General features: G+C 66.1%; 24 protein-coding genes. 12 read left to right on the plus strand and 12 right to left on the minus strand.

The features are described from left to right. Window positions 1-137 precede the first annotated feature (137 nt). From rpsF to SCH01S_RS05750, 4 genes are all read left to right on the plus strand, one after another. A complete protein-coding gene (gene rpsF / locus SCH01S_RS05735) occupies window positions 138-512 on the plus strand; it encodes a 30S ribosomal protein S6 (protein WP_046347831.1) in 375 nt (124 codons plus the stop codon). A 5-nt stretch (window positions 513-517) separates the two neighbouring features. Continuing rightward, on the plus strand, window positions 518-742 hold the full coding sequence (gene rpsR / locus SCH01S_RS05740; RefSeq protein ID WP_046347832.1) for a 30S ribosomal protein S18: 225 nt from the start codon (window positions 518-520) through the stop codon (window positions 740-742). Between the two features lie 12 nt (window positions 743-754). Next, window positions 755-1,360 carry a 50S ribosomal protein L9 gene (gene rplI, locus SCH01S_RS05745; RefSeq protein WP_046347833.1) on the plus strand — a complete coding sequence of 202 codons (606 nt, stop codon included), beginning with the start codon at window positions 755-757 and terminating at the stop codon, window positions 1,358-1,360. Between the two features lie 170 nt (window positions 1,361-1,530). Next, window positions 1,531-1,746 carry a hypothetical protein gene (locus SCH01S_RS05750; protein ID WP_046347834.1) on the plus strand — a complete coding sequence of 72 codons (216 nt, stop codon included), beginning with the start codon at window positions 1,531-1,533 and terminating at the stop codon, window positions 1,744-1,746. A gap of 127 nt (window positions 1,747-1,873) precedes the next feature. Here SCH01S_RS05750 and SCH01S_RS05755 read toward each other — a convergent pair whose 3' ends face one another. Both SCH01S_RS05755 and folE read right to left on the minus strand, forming a co-directional pair. Continuing rightward, complete coding sequence (locus SCH01S_RS05755) at window positions 1,874-2,614, minus strand: DUF4336 domain-containing protein (protein ID WP_046347835.1); 741 nt, start codon at window positions 2,612-2,614, stop codon at window positions 1,874-1,876. 399 nt (window positions 2,615-3,013) lie between these two features. Then, a complete protein-coding gene (folE, locus tag SCH01S_RS05760; RefSeq protein ID WP_046347836.1) occupies window positions 3,014-3,625 on the minus strand; it encodes a GTP cyclohydrolase I FolE in 612 nt (203 codons plus the stop codon). Window positions 3,626-3,853: 228 nt separating this feature from the next. Between folE and SCH01S_RS05765 the strand changes: the two genes are divergently transcribed. Together SCH01S_RS05765 and SCH01S_RS05770 are read left to right on the plus strand one after the other, a co-directional pair. Further along, window positions 3,854-6,805, plus strand: a complete 2,952-nt coding sequence (locus SCH01S_RS05765; protein WP_046347852.1) for a TonB-dependent receptor — start codon at window positions 3,854-3,856, stop codon at window positions 6,803-6,805. Window positions 6,806-6,880: 75 nt separating this feature from the next. Further along, the gene (locus tag SCH01S_RS05770; protein WP_046347837.1) at window positions 6,881-7,489 is read left to right on the plus strand and encodes a PRC-barrel domain-containing protein; all 609 of its coding nucleotides are present in this window, start codon (window positions 6,881-6,883) and stop codon (window positions 7,487-7,489) included. Here the strand turns inward: SCH01S_RS05770 and SCH01S_RS05775 are convergent. The 4 genes from SCH01S_RS05775 to mutL form a co-directional block, all read right to left on the minus strand. After that, on the minus strand, window positions 7,454-7,729 hold the full coding sequence (locus SCH01S_RS05775; RefSeq protein WP_046347838.1) for an acylphosphatase: 276 nt from the start codon (window positions 7,727-7,729) through the stop codon (window positions 7,454-7,456). The two genes, SCH01S_RS05770 and SCH01S_RS05775, sit on opposite strands and share 36 nt — an antisense overlap. 20 nt (window positions 7,730-7,749) lie before the next feature. Continuing rightward, a complete protein-coding gene (locus SCH01S_RS15730) occupies window positions 7,750-8,319 on the minus strand; it encodes a hypothetical protein (protein WP_157032820.1) in 570 nt (189 codons plus the stop codon). 207 nt (window positions 8,320-8,526) lie between these two features. Then, entirely contained in the window at window positions 8,527-8,865 is a 339-nt protein-coding gene (locus SCH01S_RS16350; protein WP_157032821.1) for a hypothetical protein, read from the minus strand. A 111-nt stretch (window positions 8,866-8,976) separates the two neighbouring features. Next, window positions 8,977-10,800, minus strand: a complete 1,824-nt coding sequence (gene mutL / locus SCH01S_RS05785; protein WP_046347839.1) for a DNA mismatch repair endonuclease MutL — start codon at window positions 10,798-10,800, stop codon at window positions 8,977-8,979. A gap of 130 nt (window positions 10,801-10,930) precedes the next feature. Between mutL and SCH01S_RS05790 the strand changes: the two genes are divergently transcribed. From SCH01S_RS05790 to rodA, 5 genes are read left to right on the plus strand one after another with little or no spacing between them, the layout of a single operon-like run. Further along, window positions 10,931-11,971, plus strand: coding sequence for a rod shape-determining protein (locus tag SCH01S_RS05790; RefSeq protein ID WP_046347840.1), 1,041 nt, complete (start codon window positions 10,931-10,933; stop codon window positions 11,969-11,971). A gap of 15 nt (window positions 11,972-11,986) precedes the next feature. Further along, window positions 11,987-12,874, plus strand: coding sequence for a rod shape-determining protein MreC (locus tag SCH01S_RS05795; protein WP_046347841.1), 888 nt, complete (start codon window positions 11,987-11,989; stop codon window positions 12,872-12,874). Beyond that, the gene (locus tag SCH01S_RS05800; protein ID WP_052733802.1) at window positions 12,871-13,386 is read left to right on the plus strand and encodes a hypothetical protein; all 516 of its coding nucleotides are present in this window, start codon (window positions 12,871-12,873) and stop codon (window positions 13,384-13,386) included. Before SCH01S_RS05795 ends, SCH01S_RS05800 begins: the two co-directional genes overlap by 4 nt. Then, window positions 13,383-15,368 carry a penicillin-binding protein 2 gene (gene mrdA / locus SCH01S_RS05805; RefSeq protein WP_046347855.1) on the plus strand — a complete coding sequence of 662 codons (1,986 nt, stop codon included), beginning with the start codon at window positions 13,383-13,385 and terminating at the stop codon, window positions 15,366-15,368. Before SCH01S_RS05800 ends, mrdA begins: the two co-directional genes overlap by 4 nt. Before the next feature lie 47 nt (window positions 15,369-15,415). Then, window positions 15,416-16,477, plus strand: a complete 1,062-nt coding sequence (gene rodA / locus SCH01S_RS05810; protein ID WP_046347856.1) for a rod shape-determining protein RodA — start codon at window positions 15,416-15,418, stop codon at window positions 16,475-16,477. Here rodA and SCH01S_RS05815 read toward each other — a convergent pair. After that, window positions 16,474-17,619 carry an ABC transporter permease gene (locus tag SCH01S_RS05815; RefSeq protein ID WP_046347842.1) on the minus strand — a complete coding sequence of 382 codons (1,146 nt, stop codon included), beginning with the start codon at window positions 17,617-17,619 and terminating at the stop codon, window positions 16,474-16,476. The two genes, rodA and SCH01S_RS05815, sit on opposite strands and share 4 nt — an antisense overlap. Then, complete coding sequence (locus SCH01S_RS05820; protein ID WP_245612167.1) at window positions 17,616-18,527, minus strand: ABC transporter ATP-binding protein; 912 nt, start codon at window positions 18,525-18,527, stop codon at window positions 17,616-17,618. The genes SCH01S_RS05815 and SCH01S_RS05820 overlap by 4 nt, the downstream gene beginning before the upstream one ends. A gap of 61 nt (window positions 18,528-18,588) precedes the next feature. Between SCH01S_RS05820 and SCH01S_RS05825 the strand changes: the two genes are divergently transcribed. Next, window positions 18,589-19,113 (plus strand): GNAT family N-acetyltransferase, encoded by a 525-nt coding sequence (locus SCH01S_RS05825; protein ID WP_046347844.1) that lies wholly within the window; start codon window positions 18,589-18,591, stop codon window positions 19,111-19,113. On the opposite strand, the gene SCH01S_RS05830 is transcribed toward SCH01S_RS05825, so the two are convergent. The 4 genes from SCH01S_RS05830 to SCH01S_RS05845 form a co-directional block, all read right to left on the minus strand. Next, window positions 19,110-20,021 (minus strand): helix-turn-helix domain-containing protein, encoded by a 912-nt coding sequence (locus SCH01S_RS05830; protein WP_157032822.1) that lies wholly within the window; start codon window positions 20,019-20,021, stop codon window positions 19,110-19,112. The two genes, SCH01S_RS05825 and SCH01S_RS05830, sit on opposite strands and share 4 nt — an antisense overlap. Before the next feature lie 134 nt (window positions 20,022-20,155). Then, window positions 20,156-21,592 (minus strand): NAD(P)(+) transhydrogenase (Re/Si-specific) subunit beta, encoded by a 1,437-nt coding sequence (locus SCH01S_RS05835; RefSeq protein WP_046347846.1) that lies wholly within the window; start codon window positions 21,590-21,592, stop codon window positions 20,156-20,158. Between the two features lie 23 nt (window positions 21,593-21,615). After that, the gene (locus SCH01S_RS05840) at window positions 21,616-21,900 is read right to left on the minus strand and encodes a proton-translocating transhydrogenase family protein (RefSeq protein ID WP_046347847.1); all 285 of its coding nucleotides are present in this window, start codon (window positions 21,898-21,900) and stop codon (window positions 21,616-21,618) included. Then, window positions 21,897-22,325 (minus strand): endonuclease domain-containing protein, encoded by a 429-nt coding sequence (locus SCH01S_RS05845; protein ID WP_046347848.1) that lies wholly within the window; start codon window positions 22,323-22,325, stop codon window positions 21,897-21,899. Before SCH01S_RS05845 ends, SCH01S_RS05840 begins: the two co-directional genes overlap by 4 nt. Between the last annotated feature and the right edge of the window lie 86 nt (window positions 22,326-22,411).

Below are 22,411 nucleotides of genomic sequence, written 5' to 3' on the forward strand. Positions count from 1 at the left end.
TTCGAGACTGATTTCGTGCATTGGCCGCTTTCCGGGGTGGAGAGCCAGTCTCTCCGCCCCGCTTAGCATTGAGACGACAGCCGGAGGGGCGTCCGCATGGGGCGGCGTCAGCGATCGGCCAACATCGAAGGACCAACATGGCTCTTTACGAGCACGTGTTCCTTGCGCGCCAGGATTTGGCGCAGGCGCAAGTGGACCAGCTGGCGGAAACCGCCACCAAGATCATCGAAGACAATCAGGGCAAGGTCGTGAAGACCGAGACCTGGGGTCTCCGCAACCTTGCCTACCGGGTCAAGAAGAACCGCAAGGCGCATTACGTGATGCTCGACATCGACGCGCCGGCCGGCGCCGTCGCCGAGCTGGAACGCCAGACCGCGATCAACGAAGACGTGATCCGCTACATGACCGTCCGTGTCGACGCGCATGAGCAGGGCCCGTCGGTGATGATGCGCAAGAGCGAGCGCAGCGAAGGCCGCCGCCGCCGCGACGAACGCGACGAGATGGGAGCTTAAAGATAATGGCACGCCCCTTTTTCCGCCGCCGCAAGAGCTGCCCCTTCTCCGCGAAGGACGCTCCCCGGATCGACTATAAGGACGTCCGCCTGCTCCAGGGCTTCGTGTCCGAGCGTGGCAAGATCGTCCCCAGCCGCATCACCGCGGTTTCGGCCAAGAAGCAGCGCGAGCTCGCCCAGGCGATCAAGCGCGCGCGGCACCTCGGCCTCCTGCCCTACATCGTGAAGTAAGGAACCGCCCTCATGGACGTCATTCTGCTTGAACGCGTCGAAAAGCTGGGCGGCATCGGGGACGTCGTCTCCGTGAAGCCGGGCTTTGCGCGCAACTTCCTCCTGCCCCGCAAGAAGGCGCTGCGCGCCAACGAAGCCAACCGCAAGGTATTCGAAGCCAACCGCGCCCAGATCGAGGCCGACAACGCGGCCCGCAAGGCGACCGCGGAAACGGATTCGAAGGGCATCGACGGCAAGTCGGTCACGCTGATCCGCCAGGCGTCGAACACCGGCCAGCTCTACGGCTCGGTCTCGGTCCGCGACATCGCGGAAGCGCTGCAGGCCGACGGCACGAAGGTTCAGAAGAACCAGATCGTGCTCGACAAGCCGATCAAGGCGATCGGCGTGAACACGGTCAAGGTGGCTCTTCACCCCGAGGTTTCGGTCACGATCACCGTCAACGTCGCCCGCTCGCCTGAAGAGGCCGAGCTGCAGGCGAAGGGCGTCGACGTGATGGCCGAGATGTTCGAAAAGGACGCGGCCGGCTTCACCGAAGCGTTCGACCCGAACGCCGAGCCGGGCGACATCGCCGCCGCGACCGCGGCGCCGGCAGCCGAGGGCGAGGAAGCCGCGGCTTAGCACCGATATTCGTCGTCACCCCGGCCTTGAGCCGGGGTCCACCTTCTTTGAAAGGCAGGTGGATGCCGGATCAAGTCCGGCATGACGAAGAAGGAAACAAGGGCTTCGCTCCACCCCGGAGCGGAGCCCTTTTCCTTGGCGCTCGTTGGTCCCGTCAAAGGAGATCAGCGATGCGCGACAACAGCGGCAGCGGCAAAGGCAAGAACAACGTCCGCGACCCGACGCTCAGGGACGTGGAGCAAGGCACGGCCGCTCCCCACGCCACGCCCCGACGCAAGCGTGAGGACACGGACGATCGAGCCGACGAAAACGCGAGCGCCCTCGGCGGCCATGTCGCCACCCGCTCGAACACAGCGCCGACGCCAGAGGATGAACGGACCGAGTAAATCCTCCCCTTCGAGGGGAGGTGGCGCCCAGCGCGACGGAGGGGTGTCAGCGGTGGAGTAAATCTCGAACGGTGACACCCCTCCACCACCGCTTCGCGGCGGTCCCCCTCCCCTTCCAGGGGAGGATCTATACCGCCCAGCGGAAGGCGCGTTTCAGCTCGGCGATGCCGTCGCGGTCGTAGCAGCGGCCATGGGCGAGAATGATCCGCTCCGGCGCCCAGCCGATCATCCGGCGCACGGCGGTGCGAAGCGTGCGCCTGTGGCGCCAGAAGCTCAGTCGCATGTCGATCGGTGCCTTGCCGTCCGGATCGGCCGCGCCCGACCATCTGATGATCGTGCGCAGGAGCCGCGAACGGATGCGCCGCGGCTCGAAATTCTCGATAAGGTCGGTCAGGATCAGCGTGCGTGACGAGCGGTGGAAGAAATCCGCTTCGGTCAGCAGTCCGCCTGGCACCAGCACCTGATCGATCGCGTCCGCCCAGGCAGGATCGGAGGTGTCGCCCAGCACTCGATGCAGCGGCAGCGGCCGCTTGGCGGCGCGGTCAAGGCCGGGAACCGCATGGACCTGGGCCCCTGGAAAGCGCGCGGCCCAATCCGGAATCCACCAGTAATGAAGCGAGTTGGGCGCGATCAGGTGGCGCACCGGGCCGAGCGCGGCGATTGCTTCGGCAAGCGCGTGGTCGAGCGCAATCGGCGAATGCAGCCATAAACCGCCGTCCGGCAGCCGCACCACCGTCATCCGCGTGGGAAACGGCAGCTTCAGCCCCAGATAGCCCATCGCGATTTCAGGCCCGTCGACGATCCATACGCCGTCGGCGAACGGCTTCAGGACATTCAGCGGCGAATAGGGCTCGAACGCGTCACGCATTCATGGGGCACGCTCAGCTGCAGGCGACGACGGCAAACAGAGTAGCAGCAAGCGAAGTCAGGGCAATGGCGACGGGAACGGCTTTGGCGATCATGGGCGTCCAATGATCGAGCGGAGTTCCGGTTGCCTCCGCTACGCCGCGTACATGTACAGCGTGGAAAGCAGCGCGGTGAGCGAGGCCATGAGCGGGATGATGTTCCTGAGCATGAACCCCAGATAAACGAGTCGCGCGGGAGCGGCTGTGAAGTGCGACACAGGGGCGAAATAAGTCGATGGGCGCGACGAAGGTTTCTGTTCCGGCGACCAAACTCCGTTCGCTTCGAGCGAAGTCGAGAAGCGCGCACGTCGGGCCAATCGTTTCTCGACTTCGCTCGAAACGAACGGGACCTTCGTTCGCGCCTAGCACCCCATCAGCGCCAGCACTTCCTTGCGGCTGCGCTCGTCCTCGCGGAAGACGCCCATCATGCGGCTGGTGGTCATCACCACGCCGGGCGTGCGGACGCCGCGGGCGGCCATGCAGCTGTGGCTCGCCTCGATCACAACCGCGACACCCTGCGGCTGGAGATTATCCCAGATACAGTCGGCGACTTCGGCGGTTAGCCGCTCCTGCACCTGCAGCCGCCGCGCAAAGCCGTGCAGCACGCGCGCGAGCTTCGAGATGCCGACCACCCGGTCCTTCGGCAGATAGGCGATGTGTGCCTTGCCGATGATTGGCGCCATGTGGTGCTCGCAATGCGACTGGAACGGAATGTCGCGCAACAGCACGATCTCGTCATAGCCGCCGACTTCCTCGAACGTGCGGCTGAGGTGGGCGGACGGATCTTCGTCATAGCCCTGGCAATATTCCTTCCACGCGCGCGCGACGCGCAGGGGCGTGTCGGCCAGCCCTTCGCGATCGGGATCGTCGCCCGCCCAGGCAAGCAATGTCCGAACCGCCTTTGCGACGTTGCGAGGGACCGGAATCTTCCCCGGAGTCTCGATCAGATCGCCGTCTTCCAGATGATCGCCCACTAAGCCGGCCCTTTATTGCTCCCGGCGCCGATATAGGGCGCCGATCCGCACGCGCAAATGACGCTACGGCATGCAAGCCCAGTGCGGCAGAAGCGCCACAACCGGCAGAAATCCGCGATTCTCAAGGCAATCTTTATTGACCGAAATGAAACAATAAGCATGATCCGCCTCGAAGAGACGCAACAATGCGTCCGCGGCCGATACGGCAGCTATTGGGGAGGGATGCACATGACGCGTAAGTTCGATCTGCTGGGCGCGACTGCACTGGCTTTGCTGGCGGCCGTCCCCGCCGCCGCTCAGGATGCCGGGGCGTCGCCGCCGCAAGGCGCAGCTACATCCGCGGCCGCGACGGACCAGGGGATCGGCGACATCATCGTCACCGCGCAGCGTCAGTCCGAAGCGCTGCAGAGCGTGCCGATCGCCGTGTCCGCGTTCAGCTCCGACTCTCTCCGGCAGCAGCAGATCAACTCGACCAGCGACCTTCAGCTCTCGCTGCCGAACATCACCTATACCAAGAGCAATTTCACCTCCTCGTCGTCGTTCAACATCCGCGGCATCGGCGACCTGTGCGTCGGCGTCACCTGCGACGCGGCCACTGCCGTGCACGTCAACGACGTGCCGGTCCTGGGCTCCCCGATCTTCCAGAACGAGTTCTTCGACGTCGAGCGCATCGAAGTGCTGCGCGGGCCGCAAGGCACGCTGTTCGGCCGCAACGCGACCGGCGGCGTGATCAACTTCATCACCGCCAAGCCGGACCTGACCGGGATCCACGCGTCGGGTGAGGTGGAATACGGGAATTACCAGAGCGTGCGCGTGAAGGGCATGTTCAACCTGCCGCTCACCGAAACGATCGGCGTGCGCGTCGCCGGCTATTACCTGAACCGCGACGGCTTCACCAAGAACCTGTTCAACAACCAGCGGATCGACGGCCGCGACCAGTACGACATCCGCGGATCGATCCGGTGGGAGCCCAGCGCCGACACCACTTTGGACATCGTCGGCCACTATTTCCGCGAGAATGACGATCGCTCGCGCATCCAGAAGCAGCTCTGCCACCGCGACCCGACCGGCATTCTCGGCTGCCTTCCCGACCGGCTCGGCTTCGAGCAGCTGAATGGCGACGCCACGCTGGCGTCGATCCTGACCTCGAGCGAATTCCTCCGGCTGAGGGGGTCGACGGCTCCGCTGGCGCCATTCGCGCTCGGCAGCGTCTACCAGACCGACGGAGACGTCTATACCGGCTACGTCAATCCGGCGAACGTCCGCACGGTCAACATCGACTCGCTGCCCCGCTTCCGCACCAACGAGAAGCAGGTCCTGCTGAACTTCAATCAGGCGATTGGATCGCTGAACCTGAAGCTGGACGGGGGCTATACCGAGGGCTCGACCGACTCGACCGTCGACTACAATATCGGCATCGAGCGGTCCTACGCGAACAACCCCGGCCTGAACGCATTCAACGCCTTTGCCGGCGCGGGCCTGCTCGGGCCCGGCTATCTCGCCGTCCGCAACGCGCTGATCCCCAACGGCCCCAGCAGCCTCTGTCAATCGACGGCGGAAGAAACCGGCACCGGCGTGTTCGGCGGGCACAAGGTATGCGCGCCGACCAGCCTCGATTTCGACCGGTCCGACGCCCACGGCCACCAGTGGTTCGGCGAAGGCATCCTGACCTCGAAGTTCTCGGGACCGCTCAACTTCCTGATCGGCGCCGGCTATCTGGACTATACGGTCAAGGACAACAGCTATTACGTGAACTCGTTCGGCCTCGATTATGCTGCCGGCCTGCTCGGCGGCGGCGCGGGCTACCTGGCGACGCCTTTCTACCGCAACCAGTCGCTCGTCTATCACCTGAAAAGCTATGGCATCTTCGGCGAAGCCTATTACGACGTGACGGATCGGCTGAAGCTGACCGCCGGCCTTCGTTACAATCACGACGACAAGCATGTCGTCGCGCGGACGACCCTGCTGAACTGCCCGGTGCCGCTGAGCACGACGGACGCCTACAGCGCGCCCAGTTTCGCGTGCTTTGACGCCGACCCGTCGATCACCGGCAACCAGCCGCTCGCGATCAACAATGTGAAATTCGGACGGCTGACCGGTCGCGCGGTGCTCGACTGGCAGATCACTGACCGTAACCTGCTCTATTTCTCCTATTCGCGCGGCTACAAATCAGGCGGCATCAATCCACCGCTCTCGCCGGTGACGGCGGTGCCGGTGTCGTTCGGCCCCGAAACCGTGAACGCGTTCGAGATCGGTTCGAAGAACACGTTCCTCGACGGCACGGTGCGCCTGAACTTCACCGCCTTCTACTATCAGTACAAGCAGTTGCAGCTCAGCCGCATCGTCGCGCGCACGTCGGTCAACGACAATGTCAACGCGGATATCTACGGCCTCGAGGCGGAAGCGATCATCCATCCCATGCGGTCGGTGCTCGCGAATCTGGGCTTCAGCTACCTTCACACCCGCGTTTCCGCCGACAAGTTCCTGGTCAATCCGCAGGACGTGTCGGGTGGCCGCGCCGATGCCGTCATCATCAAGGACCTGACGAACGCGTCGAACTGCGCCGTCGTTTCCAACAGCGGCAACCCGGCCGTGTCGAACGGCTTCGTGAACAACGTCAACGCGGGCATCAACGCCGGCGCCTTCTCCGCTCCGGCCTTTGGCGGCCTCGGCCCGAATACCGGCCTGCAGGGCACGACGCCGATCCCCGGCACCAACACCACCGGCGCGTTCAGCGTCTGCTCGCTGCTCGCAGGCGTCGCGGCGGCCACGCCGGCCGCGGCCGTCACCGTCCTCGAAGCGGGCGTGCCGGTGAACATTCGCGGCAACCAGCTGCCGCAATCGCCGCAGTACAAGTTCTCGGCCGGCCTCCAGTACACCGCCTACTTCGCCAACGACTGGACGCTCGTCCCACGGATCGATCTGACCTATACCGGCGGCTATTACGGCAGCATCTTCAATCAGCCGATCAACCGCATCCAGGGCTATGAAGTCGTCAATGCGCAGATCCAGCTGAACGGGCCGGATGATCGCTATTTCGTCCGCGCCTTCGTGCAGAACCTGACAAAGAACAACGCGATCACCGGCCTGTACGTGACCGATCAGTCCTCGGGCCTGTTCACCAACGCCTTCACGCTGGAACCGCGCCGCTACGGCATCGCCGCCGGCTTCCGCTTCTAAGCGAAACGAGTTCCGTCCCTGAGCCCGCGCGACATCCTCGCGCGGGCTCTTTCTTAAGCGGAACGATCGCCCGCAGTGGCGGGTTCGCGCGGGATGGAAGAACTCTCCAGCTGGATGGCGCCGATCGCGACCACCCTTGCCGCCTGCATGACCGCCGCGAACCTTGGCACGCGCGTGACCGGCTGGGGGTTCATCGTGTTCACGATCGGCTCGCTGGCCTGGACGACCTATGGCGCGACCACGGACCAGTCGAACCTGCTGTGGCAGAACCTGTTCCTGACCGCGGTGAACCTGATCGGCGTCTGGCGCTGGCTGGGCCGCCAGGCGCGACTCGACGACGGCGCGCGCGCGGCGGCCGAGCGCAGCGAGCACCAGAACGCGCCGACGCTCTTTCCCGTCTCCGCGCTCACCGGCTCACCACTGCTGTCCGCTAAGGGCGAAACGATCGGCTCGACAGTCGACGCGATGGCCCGCTGCAGCGACGGCGGCATCGAATATCTTGTGGTCGGCAGCGGCGGCGTCGGAGGCCTCGGCGAAACGCTCCACGCGCTGCCCTGGCGCGACGTGACCGTCGAGCCCGAGAGAGTCATGACCAGCACGAGCATCGACGGGCTGAAGCCGCTGGACCCGAACCATTGGCCCGCGCGCCTAGGCCGTCGGCCTGACCTCGAAGCCAGAGACTGACAGCGCCTCGCCCGGCTGCTCCGCCACAGCGTCGACGCGCGCCAGCGACGGTCCCTGCCGAAGCGCTTCGACGAAACGAGCAAGCGGCGCATCCTCGCCGCTCGCCACCAATTCGACCCGCCCGTCGCGCAGGTTGCGCACCCATCCGTTCAGCCCGAACGCGAGCGCCTGGCTCTGCGCCCAATCGCGATAGCCGACGCCCTGCACGCGTCCGGAGATCAGCAGCCGGGTCGTCTGCAACGGATCCCCTCGCTGCTCACTCAGCCGCCGGTCGACGGCGACGGCGATGGCGATGGCGCCGGTGCAGGCGCCGCCTGGGCCTCCAGCTGCGCCGCCGTCATGCCGAGCACGGCTCCGCTCGGCCCCGGCGCAAATCCGGATTTCGGCAGCCGCACCTTGGCGCCGTTTGGAAGCGTCAGCGTCACCAGATCGCCTTCCACCAGCTCGATCGTGCCGACGGTTCCCCGCTGACGATCGTGCACGACGGCGCCGGGCGCCAGCATCTGGTCGAGATTGGCGACGCTCTGTTCGACCTGCGCGTTCAGCTGCTCCTTGGTCATGCTGAACGTCAGTCCCTTCGGGCGGAACGCGAACGAGTCCTTTGACAGCCGCACCTCGTGCCGGTCGGTCTTGAGCACAACGAAGTTCGGCCCGACGGACGATATGGTCCCGACCGGGTTACCGCTCGGATCGATGACCGGCGTGCCGGCGACGATCTCGGCCGACGCCTGCGCGGTCGCACTCGCCGCCGGCGCCGGCGCTCCCTGGCCGAAAGCCGGTGCCACACCAAAACCCGCGACCGCAACGCACGCGAACAAAACAGATTTCATGCTTCTCCTCCTATCGTGAAGGAGAACGTTTCGCAGAAGCTTCGGTTCTCTGTCAAAAATTGGGCGCCTGCGTGATCGCACGGACGCGACATCTGCCCGCCTATTTCCGCCCCAAAAGCCGCTCCAGATCGGCTCTGGCGGGCTTCACTCAAATGGGCGCACAAGAGAAGGCGGATGTCCGCAACGGTGAACTGTAAGCGGCAACGCTCACTCGCAGCGATAGTAGACGGCAATGACCTTGTCATCCCGCTCACGAAACAAACGAGACCCGGTCGTTCCAACCGTGAGTCGTTCCAGATAGGGTGGATGGGTTCGATCGCTCTGGAGAGCTACTTCGACCACATTGCTCTCCACTGACACTGTTCGGACAACAGGCTGACGCTGCCCGTCGTACTCCAGCTCGCGCGCTTTGATTTTGACGCGGGGAGTTCCTTCCGTTCCGCATCGAGCACCTTCGATGCCCCAAGTACCGACGAAGCTGCCGGGGAAGTAGTCTGGGACGGTAATGGCTGTCGAAACAGCTCCGAAAAGGAGAATGGCTGGCATCACATTGAACAGCTTAGAGCCACTTGCGGCGTCCGCAATGGTCGTTTGCGATCGCTCGGGACTATGATCGTCCCGAACAATTTTGAAGGCTGCAATCCTCGATTAAACCACTCATTTGCGCCCAAAAAGCCGCTCCAGATCAATTTTGGAAAGCTTTACCCAGGTCGGGCGGCCGTGATTGCATTGGCCGCTGTGCGGGGTGACTTCCATTTCGCGGAGCAGCGCGTTCATTTCGGTCACCGACAGCGCGCGGCCGGCGCGGACGCTGCCGTGGCAGGCCATCGTCGCGGCGACGTCGTCGAGCCGTTCCTTGAGCGAGAGCGCCTGGTCGAACGCGGCGAGCTCGTCGGCCAGGTCGCGGACGAGGCCGTGCACGTCGCCGGCACCGAGGAGCGCCGGCGTCGCGCGAACCAGCATGGCCGCCGGACCGAACCGCTCCAGGTCGAGACCGAAGCCGGCAAGCTCGGGCGCGCGCGCCTCCAGCCGGTCGCAACCGGGCTCGTCCAGCTCGACTACCTCGGGCAGCAGCAGCGCCTGGGCATGCACGCCGCCATTCGCCGCCGCTTTCTTCATCCGCTCCAGCACCAGCCGTTCGTGCGCGGCGTGCTGGTCGACCAGGATTAGCCCGTCCTCGGCCTCGGCGACGATATAGGTGTTGGCGACCTGCCCACGCGCGACGCCGAGGGGGAAGGCGCGGTGGTCGGGCGGCGGCGTGTCGGCGGCCTCGGCGCGGGCTTGCGGGGGCGCGGTGAAGAAGGCGTGATGATCGGAAACGCCATATCGAAGCCCCTCCCCTTCAGGGGAGGGGTTGGGGTGGGGCAGATAATTTCGAGTGCTGAAGCCGGAAACCGGCCCCACCCCCGTCCCCTCCCCTGAAGGGGAGGGGCTTGCCTGCCAGCCCGCCAGCACATCCACCGCCGCCGGTCGCGCGCTGGCGTGGCCGGCTTCGTCGAGCGCGCGGCGGAGGCCGCTGACGATCAGGCCGCGCACCAGCGCCGGATCGCGGAAGCGGACCTCCGTCTTGGCCGGATGGACGTTCACGTCGACCTGGTCGGCCGGCACGTCGAGGAACAGCGCCACGACCGGATGGCGGTCGCGCGCGAGCAGGTCGGCATAGGCGCCGCGCACCGCGCCGGCGAGCAGCCGGTCCTTCACCGGCCGGTTGTTGACGAACAGATATTGGTGATCGGCGACGCCGCGGCTGAAGGTCGGCAGGCCGGCGACGCCGCCGAGCCGCAGCCCCTCGCGCACCAGGTCGACGCCGACGCTGTTATCGGGCAGGTCGCGATCGGTCAGCGCGGCGACGCGGGCCGGCGCGCTGTCGCCCGGCGTCACGTTCAGCAGCTTGCGGCCGTCATGATCCAATGAAAAGCCGATCTCCGGCCGCGCCATCGCCAGCCGCTTCACCGCATCCAGGCACGCCGCATATTCGGCGCGCACCGAGCGCAGGAATTTGCGCCGTGCCGGCACCAGCTCGAACAGCCCTGCGACGCGCACCCGTGTTCCGGGCGGGAGCGCCGCGGGCCCCTCCCCTATCACTGCGCCATTGTCGACCGTCAGCGCCCAGCCGTCGGCCCCGCGCACGCGGCTTTCCAGCGTCAGCCGCGCGACGCTCGCGATCGACGGCAGCGCCTCGCCACGGAACCCCAGGGTGGTGACAGCCTCAATGGCCCCCTCCTCCCACAATGCTTCCGGCAGCTTCGACGTCGCGTGACGCTCCAGCGCCAGCCGCATCTCGTCTGGCGCCATGCCGCAGCCGTCGTCGGTCACCTCGATCAGCTCGATCCCGCCGCCCGCCAGCCGGACGGCGATTCGGATCGCTCCCGCATCGATCGCGTTCTCGACCAATTCCTTCAGCGCGCTGGCCGGTCTTTCGACCACTTCACCGGCGGCGATCCGATTGACGAGGTGCGAGGGCAGGCGTCGTATTGACATGGTGAATGCTCTAGCCCAAGCGGCCGCATCCCGCGACCCGGCGCTCACGAAAAATCAAGGCATCTGTGCTTTTACAAGAGCCGCTGGCGGGTATAGTGCCCCAGGGATTCTGTTTCAGAGCGGGACGAAAATGCTCTTTTCGCGTTTCTTCAAATTCATGTCGCACGACATGGCCATCGATCTCGGGACGGCGAACACCGTCGTCTATCTGCGCGGGCGCGGAATCGTCCTCAATGAGCCGTCGGTGGTCGCGATCGAGACCGTGAACGGCGTCAAGAAAGTGAAGGCTGTCGGCGACGACGCCAAGCTGATGATGGGCAAGACGCCGGGTTCGATCGAGGCGATCCGACCCTTACGCGACGGCGTCATCGCCGACATCGACGTCGCCGAGCAGATGATCAAGCATTTCATCCATAAGGTGCACGGGCAGCGCCGCTTCCCGCGCTGGCCGGAAATCGTGATCTGCGTGCCGTCGGGCTCCACCTCTGTCGAGCGTCGCGCGATTCGCGATGCCGCGTCCAATGCCGGCGCAAGCCAGGTCTGGCTGATCGAGGAGCCGATGGCGGCGGCGATCGGCGCCGACATGCCGGTCACCGAGCCGATCGGATCGATGGTCGTCGATATCGGCGGCGGCACCACCGAAGTCGCGGTGCTGAGCCTTCGCGGCCTTGCCTACACGACGTCGGTTCGGGTCGGCGGCGACAAGATGGACGAAGCGATCGCTTCCTATGTCCGCCGCAACCACAATCTGCTGATCGGCGAAGCGACCGCCGAACGGATCAAGAAGGACGTCGGCACTGCCAAGCCGCCCGCGGACGGGATCGGCAAGACGATCCAGATCAAGGGCCGCGACCTGGTCAACGGCGTCCCCAAGGAAATCGAGATCAACCAGGGCCAAATCGCCGAGGCCCTGTCGGAACCGGTCGGCACGATCATTGAGGGTGTCCGCATCGCGCTGGAGAACACCGCGCCGGAACTGGCCGCCGATATCGTCGACCAGGGCATCGTCATCACCGGCGGCGGCGCGCTGCTGGAAGGCATCGACGAAGTGCTGCGCGACGAGACCGGGCTACCCGTCACCGTCGCCGATGATCCGCTGACCTGTGTCGCCCTCGGCACCGGCCGCGCGCTCGAGGACCCGGTGTTCCGGGGCGTTCTGCTCACCGCCTGATCCGGGAGCGGCCAGATGGCGCGCCCTTCCAATCGCCGCCCCGGCTACTCGCGCCGGGCGCAATATGGCCTGTTCTTCGGCTATGTCGCGGCCGTTTCGGGCGCCGCGATCGCGCTGCTGCTGCTAATCCTGTCGGCGGTCGATCCGAACGGCTTCGGCGCGCTGAAAGGCGCGATCAGCGACGCGACGCTGCCGATCACGGCCGGCGGCCGCTGGGTGGTGCAGCGGTCGAGCGATGCCGGCGGCAGCATCGGCTCCTACATCAATGCCGCGGGACACGTGCGCCAGCTCCAGGCTGAGGCGAAGGAGAACCAGACCAAGCTGATCGAAGCGCGCGCGCTCGCCTTCGAAAATGCGCGGCTGAAGCGGCTGCTGGGCATCACGGAGCGCGGCACCAGGCCGGTCGCGGTCGCGCGGCTGGTCGGATCGACGGGATCCAGCATCCGCCGCTATGCGATCCTGAACGCCGGCTATCTGAATGGCGTGCGCAGCGGCATGCCGGTGCGCGGCCCCGGCGGACTGGTCGGCCGGATCGCCAGCGCCGGCGCGATCAGCGCGCGCGTGTCGCTGATCACCGACGGCGGCATGATTGTGCCGGTCCGCCGCGTGCCGGACGGGACGCCGGCGATCGCGACCGGGACCGGCGACGGACTGATCGACATCCGCGCGCTGGGGGCGGAGAACACGACTTTCAGGCGCGGCGACGTCTTCGTGACCTCGGGCGCGGGCGGCGTTTATCCGCCGAACGTTCCCGTCGCGATCATCAACCGGGTCACGCGGGAGAGTTTCTTCGCACGACCGGTCTCCGATCCGGCGGCGCTCGATTTCGCGATCGTCGAACCCGTCTACCAGCCGCAGGTCGAGGTGCAGCGGCGCATCCTGCCGCCACTGCCCGGGCAATGAGTCGCACCCTCACCTATCGCGGCTATCAGCCGGTGCTGAGCGCCAAGGCGCGCGCGGTGCCGATTGTCTCGACGATGATCGGATCGCTGCTGCCGGCTTTGGCGCCGATGATCGCGCAAGGTCCGGTGCTGCCGCCTTTCGGCCTGATGGTGCTGCTTGCCTGGCGGTTGCTGCGGCCAGGCTTCTGGGCGGTGTGGGCGCCCCTGCCGCTCGGGTTCTTCGATGACCTTGTCAGCGGGCAGCCGGTCGGCAGCGCGATGCTGTGCTGGACCTTGGCGTTCCTCGCCATCGAGGCGTCCGAACGGTCCGTGCTGTGGCGCGATTACGTCCAGGACTGGATGGTCGCCGCAGCGGCAATCGCCGGCTGTCTGGTCGGGGGGTATTTTTTAGCCCTGTTCGCCGGCGGCGCAGCACCTATCTTGGCAATCGTGCCCCAAATCATTGCATCCACGTTACTTTTTCCTGTCGTCGCACGCCTGTGCGCGCGGCTTGATGTCTGGCGCCTGCGGTGAAGCGGCCGAAGAAGATCGTCACCGAGGCGAGCCAGAGCTTCACCTTCACGCGCCGGGCGCTGCTGCTGGGCGGGTTGCAGGGCGGCGTCGGCGCCGTGCTCGCTGGTCGCCTTGCCTGGCTGTCGATCGCAGAGAACGAGCATTATGCGCTGCTGTCCGAAAGCAATCGCGTCAACCTGACACTGATCCCGCCGCGGCGCGGCTGGATCGTCGATCGCCAGGGCAAGCCGATCGCGATCAACCGCACCGATTTCCGGGTCGACCTGATCCCCGACCGCATTGTCGACAAGGACAAGCTGCTGGGCGACCTTCAGGCGCTGCTGCAGCTTCCCGAGGAGGAGATGCAGCGGATCCGCGACGATCTGGAGGAGGCGCAGGGGTTCAAGCCGGTCCAGGTCGCGGAGGATCTGGATTGGGAGAAATACGCCGCGGTCAGCGTGCGGCTGAACGACCTGCCCGGCGTGTCGCCGATGCGCGGCTATTCGCGCTTCTATCCGGACGGTGCCGCGGTCGGGCATTTGGTCGGCTATGTCGGCGCGGCATCCGCCAAGGATTATGAGGAAAGCAAGGACCCGCTGCTGATCACGCCGGGCTTCAAGGTCGGCAAGGACGGGCTTGAAAAGGTGATGGAACCGACGCTGCGCGGCACGCCCGGCGCCAAGCGCGTCGAGGTCACGGCGCGGGGCAAGCTGGTCAAGGAACTGACGACGCGCAGCGACGTGCCGGGCCACACGCTGAAGCTTTCCATCGATGCGGGCTTGCAGACCTATGCGGCGCGGCGGCTCGGGACCAACTCGGGCTCGGTGGTCGTCATCGATCTCGCAACCGGCGGCCTGCTCGCGTTCGTGTCGATGCCCTCCTATGACCCGAACAGCTTTTCCGACGGCATCGGCCGCGACGAATGGAAGATGCTGTCGGAAGACGATCACATCCCGCTGATGAACAAGGCCGTGTTGGGCCTTTATCCACCGGGATCCACCGTCAAGCCGATGAACGCGCTGGCTCTGCTGGAAGCCGGCGTCGATCCGCGCGACCGGGTCGTCTGCGCCGGCGCGCTGCGTGTCGGCAATGGCCTGTTCCACTGCCATAAAAAGCGCGGCCATGGCCCGCTGGATATGAAAAATGCGGTGATGCAGAGCTGCGACATCTATTTCTACGAGATGTCGCGGCGGCTGGGTTACGATCGCATCGCGCCGGTCGCAAAGGCGATGGGCCTCGGCCAGAAATTCGATCTGCCGCTCGTCTCGCAACGCTACGGCACGGTCCCCGACAGCGCGTGGAAGCTGAAGAAATATCATCAGCCCTGGACGATTCCGGACTCGCTGAACGCCTCGATCGGCCAGGGCTATGTGCTCGCCAACCCGCTGCAGATGGCGGTGATGGCGTCGCGCCTTGCCTCGGGACGGGAAATCAAGCCGTCGATGTTCTTCGGTCACGACAAGCCGGCCGCGCCGCTGCCGTACAGCGCGGAGCATTTCGCGATCGTCCGTGACGCGATGTACGGCGTCGTCAACGAAGGCGGAACCGGCGGCGCAGCGCGGATGCAGGTGCCGGGCGTCGCGCTTGCCGCAAAGACCGGCACCGCGCAGGTGCGGCGGATCACGATGGCCGAGCGTGCGGGCGGCGTCCTCAGCAACGCCTCGCTGCCGTTCCGGATGCGGGACCACGCCCATTTCATCTGCTTCGCGCCGGCCGATAACCCGCGATATGCAGCATCGGTCGTTCTCGAACATGGCGGCCATACGGTTCGCAATCTCGACTCGCCGATGACCGGTCGCGACATCATGACCTATTTGTTCGATCCGGATCGCGCGATGAAGAGCCTGGCCGAGGTTGAGCCGACGTGGGGCGGCGACATCGCCACGCGGATGGCGGCGAAGGCGGAGGCATGGAAGCTCGCCAAGGCCGGTGCTACGCCGCTGCCGACCTCCACGCCCACGCCGGCCGATCCCGGCGCCAATGTCGCGGCGGCAGTCGATTGAAGCAGACCGGGATCATTCCCGCGCCGTTGGCAGCGCTGCCCTGGAGCATGCTGCTGCTCGTGATCGCGATCACCGGCTTTGGTCTGGTGGTGCTCTATTCGGCGGCCGGCGGCAGTCTGAGCCCTTGGGCGCTCGGCCAGGGGATGCGCTTCCTGATGTTCCTAGGGATGGCCGTGGTCTTGTCGCGCGTCCCGGAGCGCATGTGGCAGACGATCGCCTTTCCGGTTTACGGTATCCTGGTGCTGGCGCTGATCGGCGTGGAAGCGATCGGCGGGATCAGTGGCGGCAGCCAGCGCTGGCTCGACCTGGGCATCATCCGGCTTCAGCCGTCGGAGCTGATGAAACCGGGCATCGTGCTTGCCGTCGCCCGCTTCTACGGGATGCTGCCCGCCGGGCAGCTGCGGACGATTAACGCGATCTGGCCGGCAGCGATCCTGATCGGCGTGCCCGCGGCCCTCGTCATGCTGCAGCCCGACCTCGGCACCGCGATGATGATCACATTCGGTGGGCTGACGGTCACGTTCCTGGCGGGGCTGCCGCTCCGCCTCTATGTCGGCTCGACCCTCGCGGGAGCGGCGGCGGCGCCGATCGCGTTCGGCATGATGCACGAATATCAGCGCAACCGCGTGCTGATCTTTCTGAACCCGGAGAGCGATCCGCTCGGCAAGGGCTATCACATCAGCCAGTCGAAGATCGCAATCGGATCGGGGGGACTGTTCGGCAAGGGCTTCCTGCAGGGGACGCAGAGCCGGCTCGATTATCTGCCCGAGCGCCACACTGACTTCGTGTTCGCGACGATGGCCGAGGAATGGGGCATGGTCGGCGGCCTGTTCCTGATCTTCGCCTTTTTCCTGCTGATCCGCTGGGGCATGCAGGTTGCGCACAACGCCCGCTCCAAATTCGCGCGCCTGACCGCTGCAGGGCTGGCGACGACCATCTTCTTCTACGTCGCGATCAATCTGATGATGGTGATGGGGCTGGCGCCGGTGGTCGGCATTCCGCTGCCGCTGGTCAGCTATGGCGGATCGGCGGTCATGACGGTGATGATCTGCATCGGCATCCTGATGTCGATCGACCGCGATTCCCGACGCGGACGACGCATGGCCTAGGCCCGGCGGCCGCCGCCCGACTTCAGCACGCCGCGGCGGAACAGGCGAGCGGCAATCGTCACGGTGATCCCGAGCCACAGCAGCTGCCAGGCAAGCGCCACGACGTGCTGCCAGGCAGGCACGCCGGTCGCCGCGCGGCCGGCCATCGCGAACGGAGAGCTGAACGGGAACACCGCGGCAATGACGCCGACCGTCGAGTCCGGCGCGCTCGCCCCCGCGCTCGCCAGCGCGAACATGGAGACCTGGAAGATGGTCACCGGCAAGGACATCATCTGGATTTCGCGCATTGTCCCCGCCTGCGCGCCGACGCCGAGGAACACGGCGCCGAGCAGCAGGAAACAGAGCATGAAATAGCAGAGGAACAGCACAGCGAAGCTGGCGAGGCCGGTCGCCGGCGCGATCGCCTCGAAACTGAGGCCGCCGAGATGAAGCGCCGCGGCGGTCCCCGCAATGCCGCCCCAGAAGGCGGAAAACAGCAGCGCGACGCCCAGCATGCCGATCAGCTTGCCGAGAAAGACCGCCTCCAGCGGCACGGCGGCGGCGAGGATTTCGATCACCTTGTTGTTGCGTTCCTCCGCCAGCATGCCGATCGCCTGGCTGGCGAGCAGCAACGACAAGAAGAAGAGCAAGAACACTGCCCCGAAGGCGGTCGCATTCCGTGCGTGCGCGCCGCCCTCCGGCCGCGCAATCGACAGGGCCTTGATGGCCGGCTGCGTTCCCGATGCCGCTGCCCCGAGCAGCGCGAGGTAATCGCCATCCCGAGCGCCCCTCTCGGTATGCAGCACGCGCCCGTCGAACAGGACGGCCGATACGCCGTCACGGCTCAACAGATCGCGCGCCTGCCGTGCCGCATCCCGCTCCCGCGCCTCGAACGAAACTTGCGGCGGCGCCGGATCGCCACCGACAATCCCCCGGAGCCGCTGCTCTGCTTTGCGAAGCCTCGGAAGCTCGTCTGGCCCGGTGAGGACCACGGCACGTTCTCGGCCATCCTCCACGACGTGCATGGCGCCGAGGCTTCCGATCGTCGCGACCGACAGCATGAACAGGGGCGCGAGCAGGAAGATCAGAAAGGTTGGCGTCAGCACGATCGCGCCGAAATCCCGGCGCGCGATGACGAGCGCCTGGGCAAGAAAGCGCCTCATGCCGCGGCCTCCCCTTCCCGCACGAGCTTCACGAATATCTCGTGCAGGCCGGGTCGCTCGATCGACAGTCCGGCGACGCCGTGGCCTGACTCGATCAGCCGGGCCAGCACCGGCTCGATCCCTTCGGCCGGCACTTCGAAATCGAAGCCGTCGCGAACGGGCGAGGCATCCGGGGGCAGAAAGGTGGCCGTGTCACCGTTCCCCGAGCGCGGCACGAGATGCGCGCGCATCGGCAGCAGCGCGCGGGCTTCGTCGACCGTGCCTTCGAAACGGCGCTTGCCGCCGGCGATGATCGCGATCCGCTCGCAGAGGCGCTGGGCGTGCGCCATCACGTGCGTGGAGAACAGGATCGTCGCGCCGCGATCGCGCTCCGCAAGAATCAACTGCTCGAGCTTTTCCTGATTGACCGGGTCGAGCCCGGAAAACGGTTCGTCGAGCACCAGCAGCTCAGGCCGGTGCACCATCGATCCGAGCAGTTGCACAAGCTGGGCCATGCCCTTGGAGAGCGCCCGAATCTTCTCGCCCGCCGCGTGCCCCAGGCCCGCGGCCTCGAGCATTTCGACGCCGCGCCGCCGTCCCTCGGCCCAATCCAGGCCGCGGAGCGCGCCCATGAAGGCAATCGCCTCGCGCGCCTTCATCGAAGGATAGAGGCCGCGTTCCTCGGGAAGGTAGCCGATGCGGTCGCTGACCTCGCGCGGCCTCGATGCGCCGAGCACGATCCGCTCGCCGGCATCGGGATCGATGATGCCGAGCAGCATGCGGAGCGTCGTCGTCTTGCCGGCGCCATTGGGCCCGAGCACGCCATAGATGCAGCCGCGCGGCACAGCGAGATCGACGCCCGCGACCGCCAGCTTGCGCCCAAATCGCTTCTCCAGGCCGGTCGCGGTCAGGACGAAATCGGATTGCACGCGCACCCAAGGCCCCGAACCGGCTCTGGCGTCAAGAGACGGGTGAAGCCAAAGAAGGTTCATGAATCTTCAAATTCGAACCGCCAGTCCGCCCGATATCCCGGCGCTGCTCGACCTCGTCCACAGCGCCTACCGCGGCGATCGGGCCCGCAGCGGCTGGACGCACGAAGCCGATCTGCTGGACGGGCAGCGCACCGATGCGGCTGCGCTCACGGCCGCTCTCAACGATCCGAAGCAGCAGATTATGCTGGCCTTGGACGGAACGGCGCTAGCAGGATGCGTGCAGATTTCCGATCAGGGTGGTGGCAAGGCCTATCTCGGCCTGCTCTCGATCGCGCCCGAGCGGCAGGCGCAGGGGCTGGGTCGCGTGTTGATCGCCGCGGCGGAAGAAGAGGCAAAGCGCGCGTTCGGCGCCACCGTGATGGAAATGACCGTGATTCGCCAACGGGAGGAGCTGGTCGCCTATTATGAGCGGCGCGGCTATGCCCGCACCGGCGAGGAGCGCCCCTTCCCGCTCGATGATCCGCGCTTCGGCGTTCCCAAACGGCGCGACCTGAGCTTCGTGGTCCTCGCCAGGCCACTTTAGGCGACCCGTAGACCCAGCTGATGAGCGGTCTGGAAATACGCCGCGAGCGCGTCCCCGGCATCGTCGGACAATTCGATGAAGATGCGCCGGCCGTCCTCGGGATCGGCGCGGCGGACGAACAGGCCGTGATCGGTCAGCGTGCGGATCCAGCGTAGCGCCGTCGTCGCAGGCACGGCAGCGGCGATGCAGAGGCTCGAAACGGCAACCCGGCTCTGCTCCAGCCGCGCGGCCATCAGGTCGAGCAGCATGTCCCAGGCCGGATCGGCGAACAGGTCGCGCGGAAAGAACTGATCCCGCAGCCGCCGGATGCGGATCAGGCTGCGAACCATGTTGGCATCGACCTTGGCTTCGCCCTCGATCTCGGGAAAGTCGCGGTGCGGCGCGTAGGAGATGGACCGGGCAGAGCTGGACAGCTCGGCGAGCGCGCCGGCGATCCGCGCGACTTCCTCGCTCAGCCGCCGCAGCCGCTCAGCCTCCGCCTCGATGCCGTGATCGTGAAGCCTGTGCCTGCGCTGGGCGAGCATCAGGCCCAATGCCGCGGTGCGCTCCTCGATGCCTGCGTCGCAGAGCAGATCGATCCTGGACTCATCGAGCCGCGCGGTCACCGCGTCGATCAGCGATGATGGAATCGAGATCACGGCGGAGGTCGTGCCCTCGCTCACGGCATGATTGGCCCAATCGATTAGCCTCTCTCGCGTGAGCTCATCCGTGCCGTCGAGCTCGATCAGCACTGAATCGACGCCCACCTGCCGGCTGAGCCGTTCCAATGCGCCGGCGGTCGGCTCGGCGCCCACGATCCGCGCACCGACGCTGCGGGCCGCTTCAAGGGCCGCTGCCCGGTCCTGCTCACGATCGGCGAAGATCAGTACGGAAGGTTCGTCCCCCCAGCCCCCAGCTGCGCTCGCCACCCTGTTCACCTTATGCCCCTGTGGGCCGATACATGCCTTCAAAATGGGGCGAAGTCAGCCACCCGCGACTCCATTTTGGAGCGTTCCGCAGCGGAGGCCGGCTCCGTCGCAGAACTTGATCCGGAATGGAGCGATCAGCCAAGCGACTTGACGATTTCCTCGACCATCTTCTTGGCATCGGCGAGCAGCATCATCGTATTATCGCGGTAAAACAGCTCGTTATCGACGCCGGCATAGCCGACGCCGCCCATCGACCGCTTCACGAACAGCACCGTTTTGGCCTTTTCGACGTCGAGCACCGGCATGCCGTAGATTGGCGAACTCTTGTCGGTCTTGGCGGCCGGATTGGTCACGTCGTTGGCGCCGATCACGAACGCGACATCGGCCTGCGCGAACTCGGAGTTGATGTCCTCCAGCTCGAACACTTCGTCATAAGGCACGTTCGCTTCGGCGAGCAGCACGTTCATGTGCCCGGGCATGCGGCCCGCGACCGGATGGATCGCGTATTTGACGGTGACGCCCTTCTCTTTCAGCTTGTCGGCCATCTCGCGGAGCACGTGCTGCGCCTGCGCGACGGCCATGCCGTAGCCGGGGACGATGATGACCAGCTCGGCCTGCTCCATCAGGAACGCCGCGTCCTCGGCGGAGCCGCGCTTCCAGGGCCGGTCGATCGCCGCCGCGCCGCCGCTCGTGTCCGCAACCGCGCCGAAACCGCCGGCGATCACGCTGATGAAGCTGCGGTTCATCGCGCGACACATGATGTAGGAAAGGATCGCGCCCGAGCTGCCGACCAGCGCGCCGGTGATGATCATCGCGGTGTTGCCGAGCGTGAAGCCCATCGCCGCCGCCGCCCAGCCCGAATAGCTGTTCAGCATGGAGACCACGACCGGCATGTCCGCGCCGCCGATCGGGATGATCAGCAGGAAGCCGATCAGGAAGCTGAGCGCGGTGACGGTCCAGAACACCCAGCCGGCCTGATCGGTCGTGAAATAGGCGATCAGGCCGATGATCGCGGCCAGCGTGCCGAGATTGATGACATGGCGGCCGGGCAGCATGATCGGCGCCCCGGACATATTGCCGTTGAGCTTCAGGAACGCGATCACCGATCCCGAGAAGGTGATCGCGCCGATTGCGACGCCGAGCCCCATTTCGATCCGGCTGACCGGGAAAATGCTGACGATGTTCGGCCCGGCGATCGGAGTGATGACGTTCGCGATATGAAACGCCTGCGGGTTCAGGAACGCCGCCGCCGCGACCAGCACCGCGGCCATGCCGACCAGCGAGTGAAAGGCGGCGACCAATTGCGGCATCGCTGTCATCGCGATGCGGCGAGCGGTGACAAGACCGATGGTGCCGCCGATCACGATCGCGACGGCGATTTCCGGCAGGCTCGCCAGCTCGTGCGTGAACAGGGTGGTGCCGACCGCCAGCGCCATGCCGGCCATGCCCAACCGATTGCCGCGCCGCGACGAAGCCGGGCTCGAAAGTCCGCGCAACGCGAGGATGAAGCACACGCCCGCAACCAGATAGGCGAGCGCGACCCAGGGATTGACCGGTGCGATCTCGTGCATCGTCTAATGCCCCCCGGCCCGCACTAGCGGTCCTTCTTCTTGTACATGGCAAGCATCCGCGCCGTGACCGCGAAACCGCCGAAGATGTTGACGCTGGCGAGCGCCACCGCGACCAGCCCCAGCCATTTCGCCGCCGACCCGCCCAAGGCCGCCGCCGCCGCGATCAGCGCGCCGACGATGATCACCGACGAAATCGCATTCGTCACCGCCATCAACGGCGTGTGCAACGCCGGCGTCACCGACCAGACGACGTAGTAACCGACGAACACCGCGAGGACGAAGATGGAAAGGATGGAGATGAAGGTCATCGATACGCTCCGACCAGATCCTCCCCTAGAAGGGGAGGGGGACCGCGCCGCGCAGCGGCGTGGTGGAGGGGTGTCCCGGCCCGGGCGTTTTGCACAATCGCCAGAACCACACCCTCGAGATTGTTCAGCACCTCGCGTGCGGGAATGCGGAGTACCTTGATACGTCGCCGCGCAAACCACGCGTCTCGGCGGGCGTCGCGCTCCGCCACCTCAATGCTGTCGTGCGCCTGCCCGTCTACTTCGACAACCAGCCGCGCCGAGTGGCAGAAGAAATCGGTGACTCTCCGGGAAGCCGGCTGCTGGCGACGGAATTTCAGGCCGGCCGGGCGCTTCCGCAGCTCGGCCCAGAGAAGCACCTCAGGCAGCGACATTTCGCGCCGCAGCTTTCGGGCAATCTCCACCGTTTCCCGCGATCCCTGCAGCATCAAATCCTCCCCTTCGAGGGGAGGTGGCGCGCGCAGCGCGACGGAGGGGTGTCAGGGGTGGCGGATAAAACTCGGACTGGGACACC

It is taken from the genome of Sphingomonas changbaiensis NBRC 104936 (assembly GCF_000974765.1).
In the GTDB taxonomy this organism is placed as follows: domain Bacteria; phylum Pseudomonadota; class Alphaproteobacteria; order Sphingomonadales; family Sphingomonadaceae; genus Sphingomonas_B; species Sphingomonas_B changbaiensis.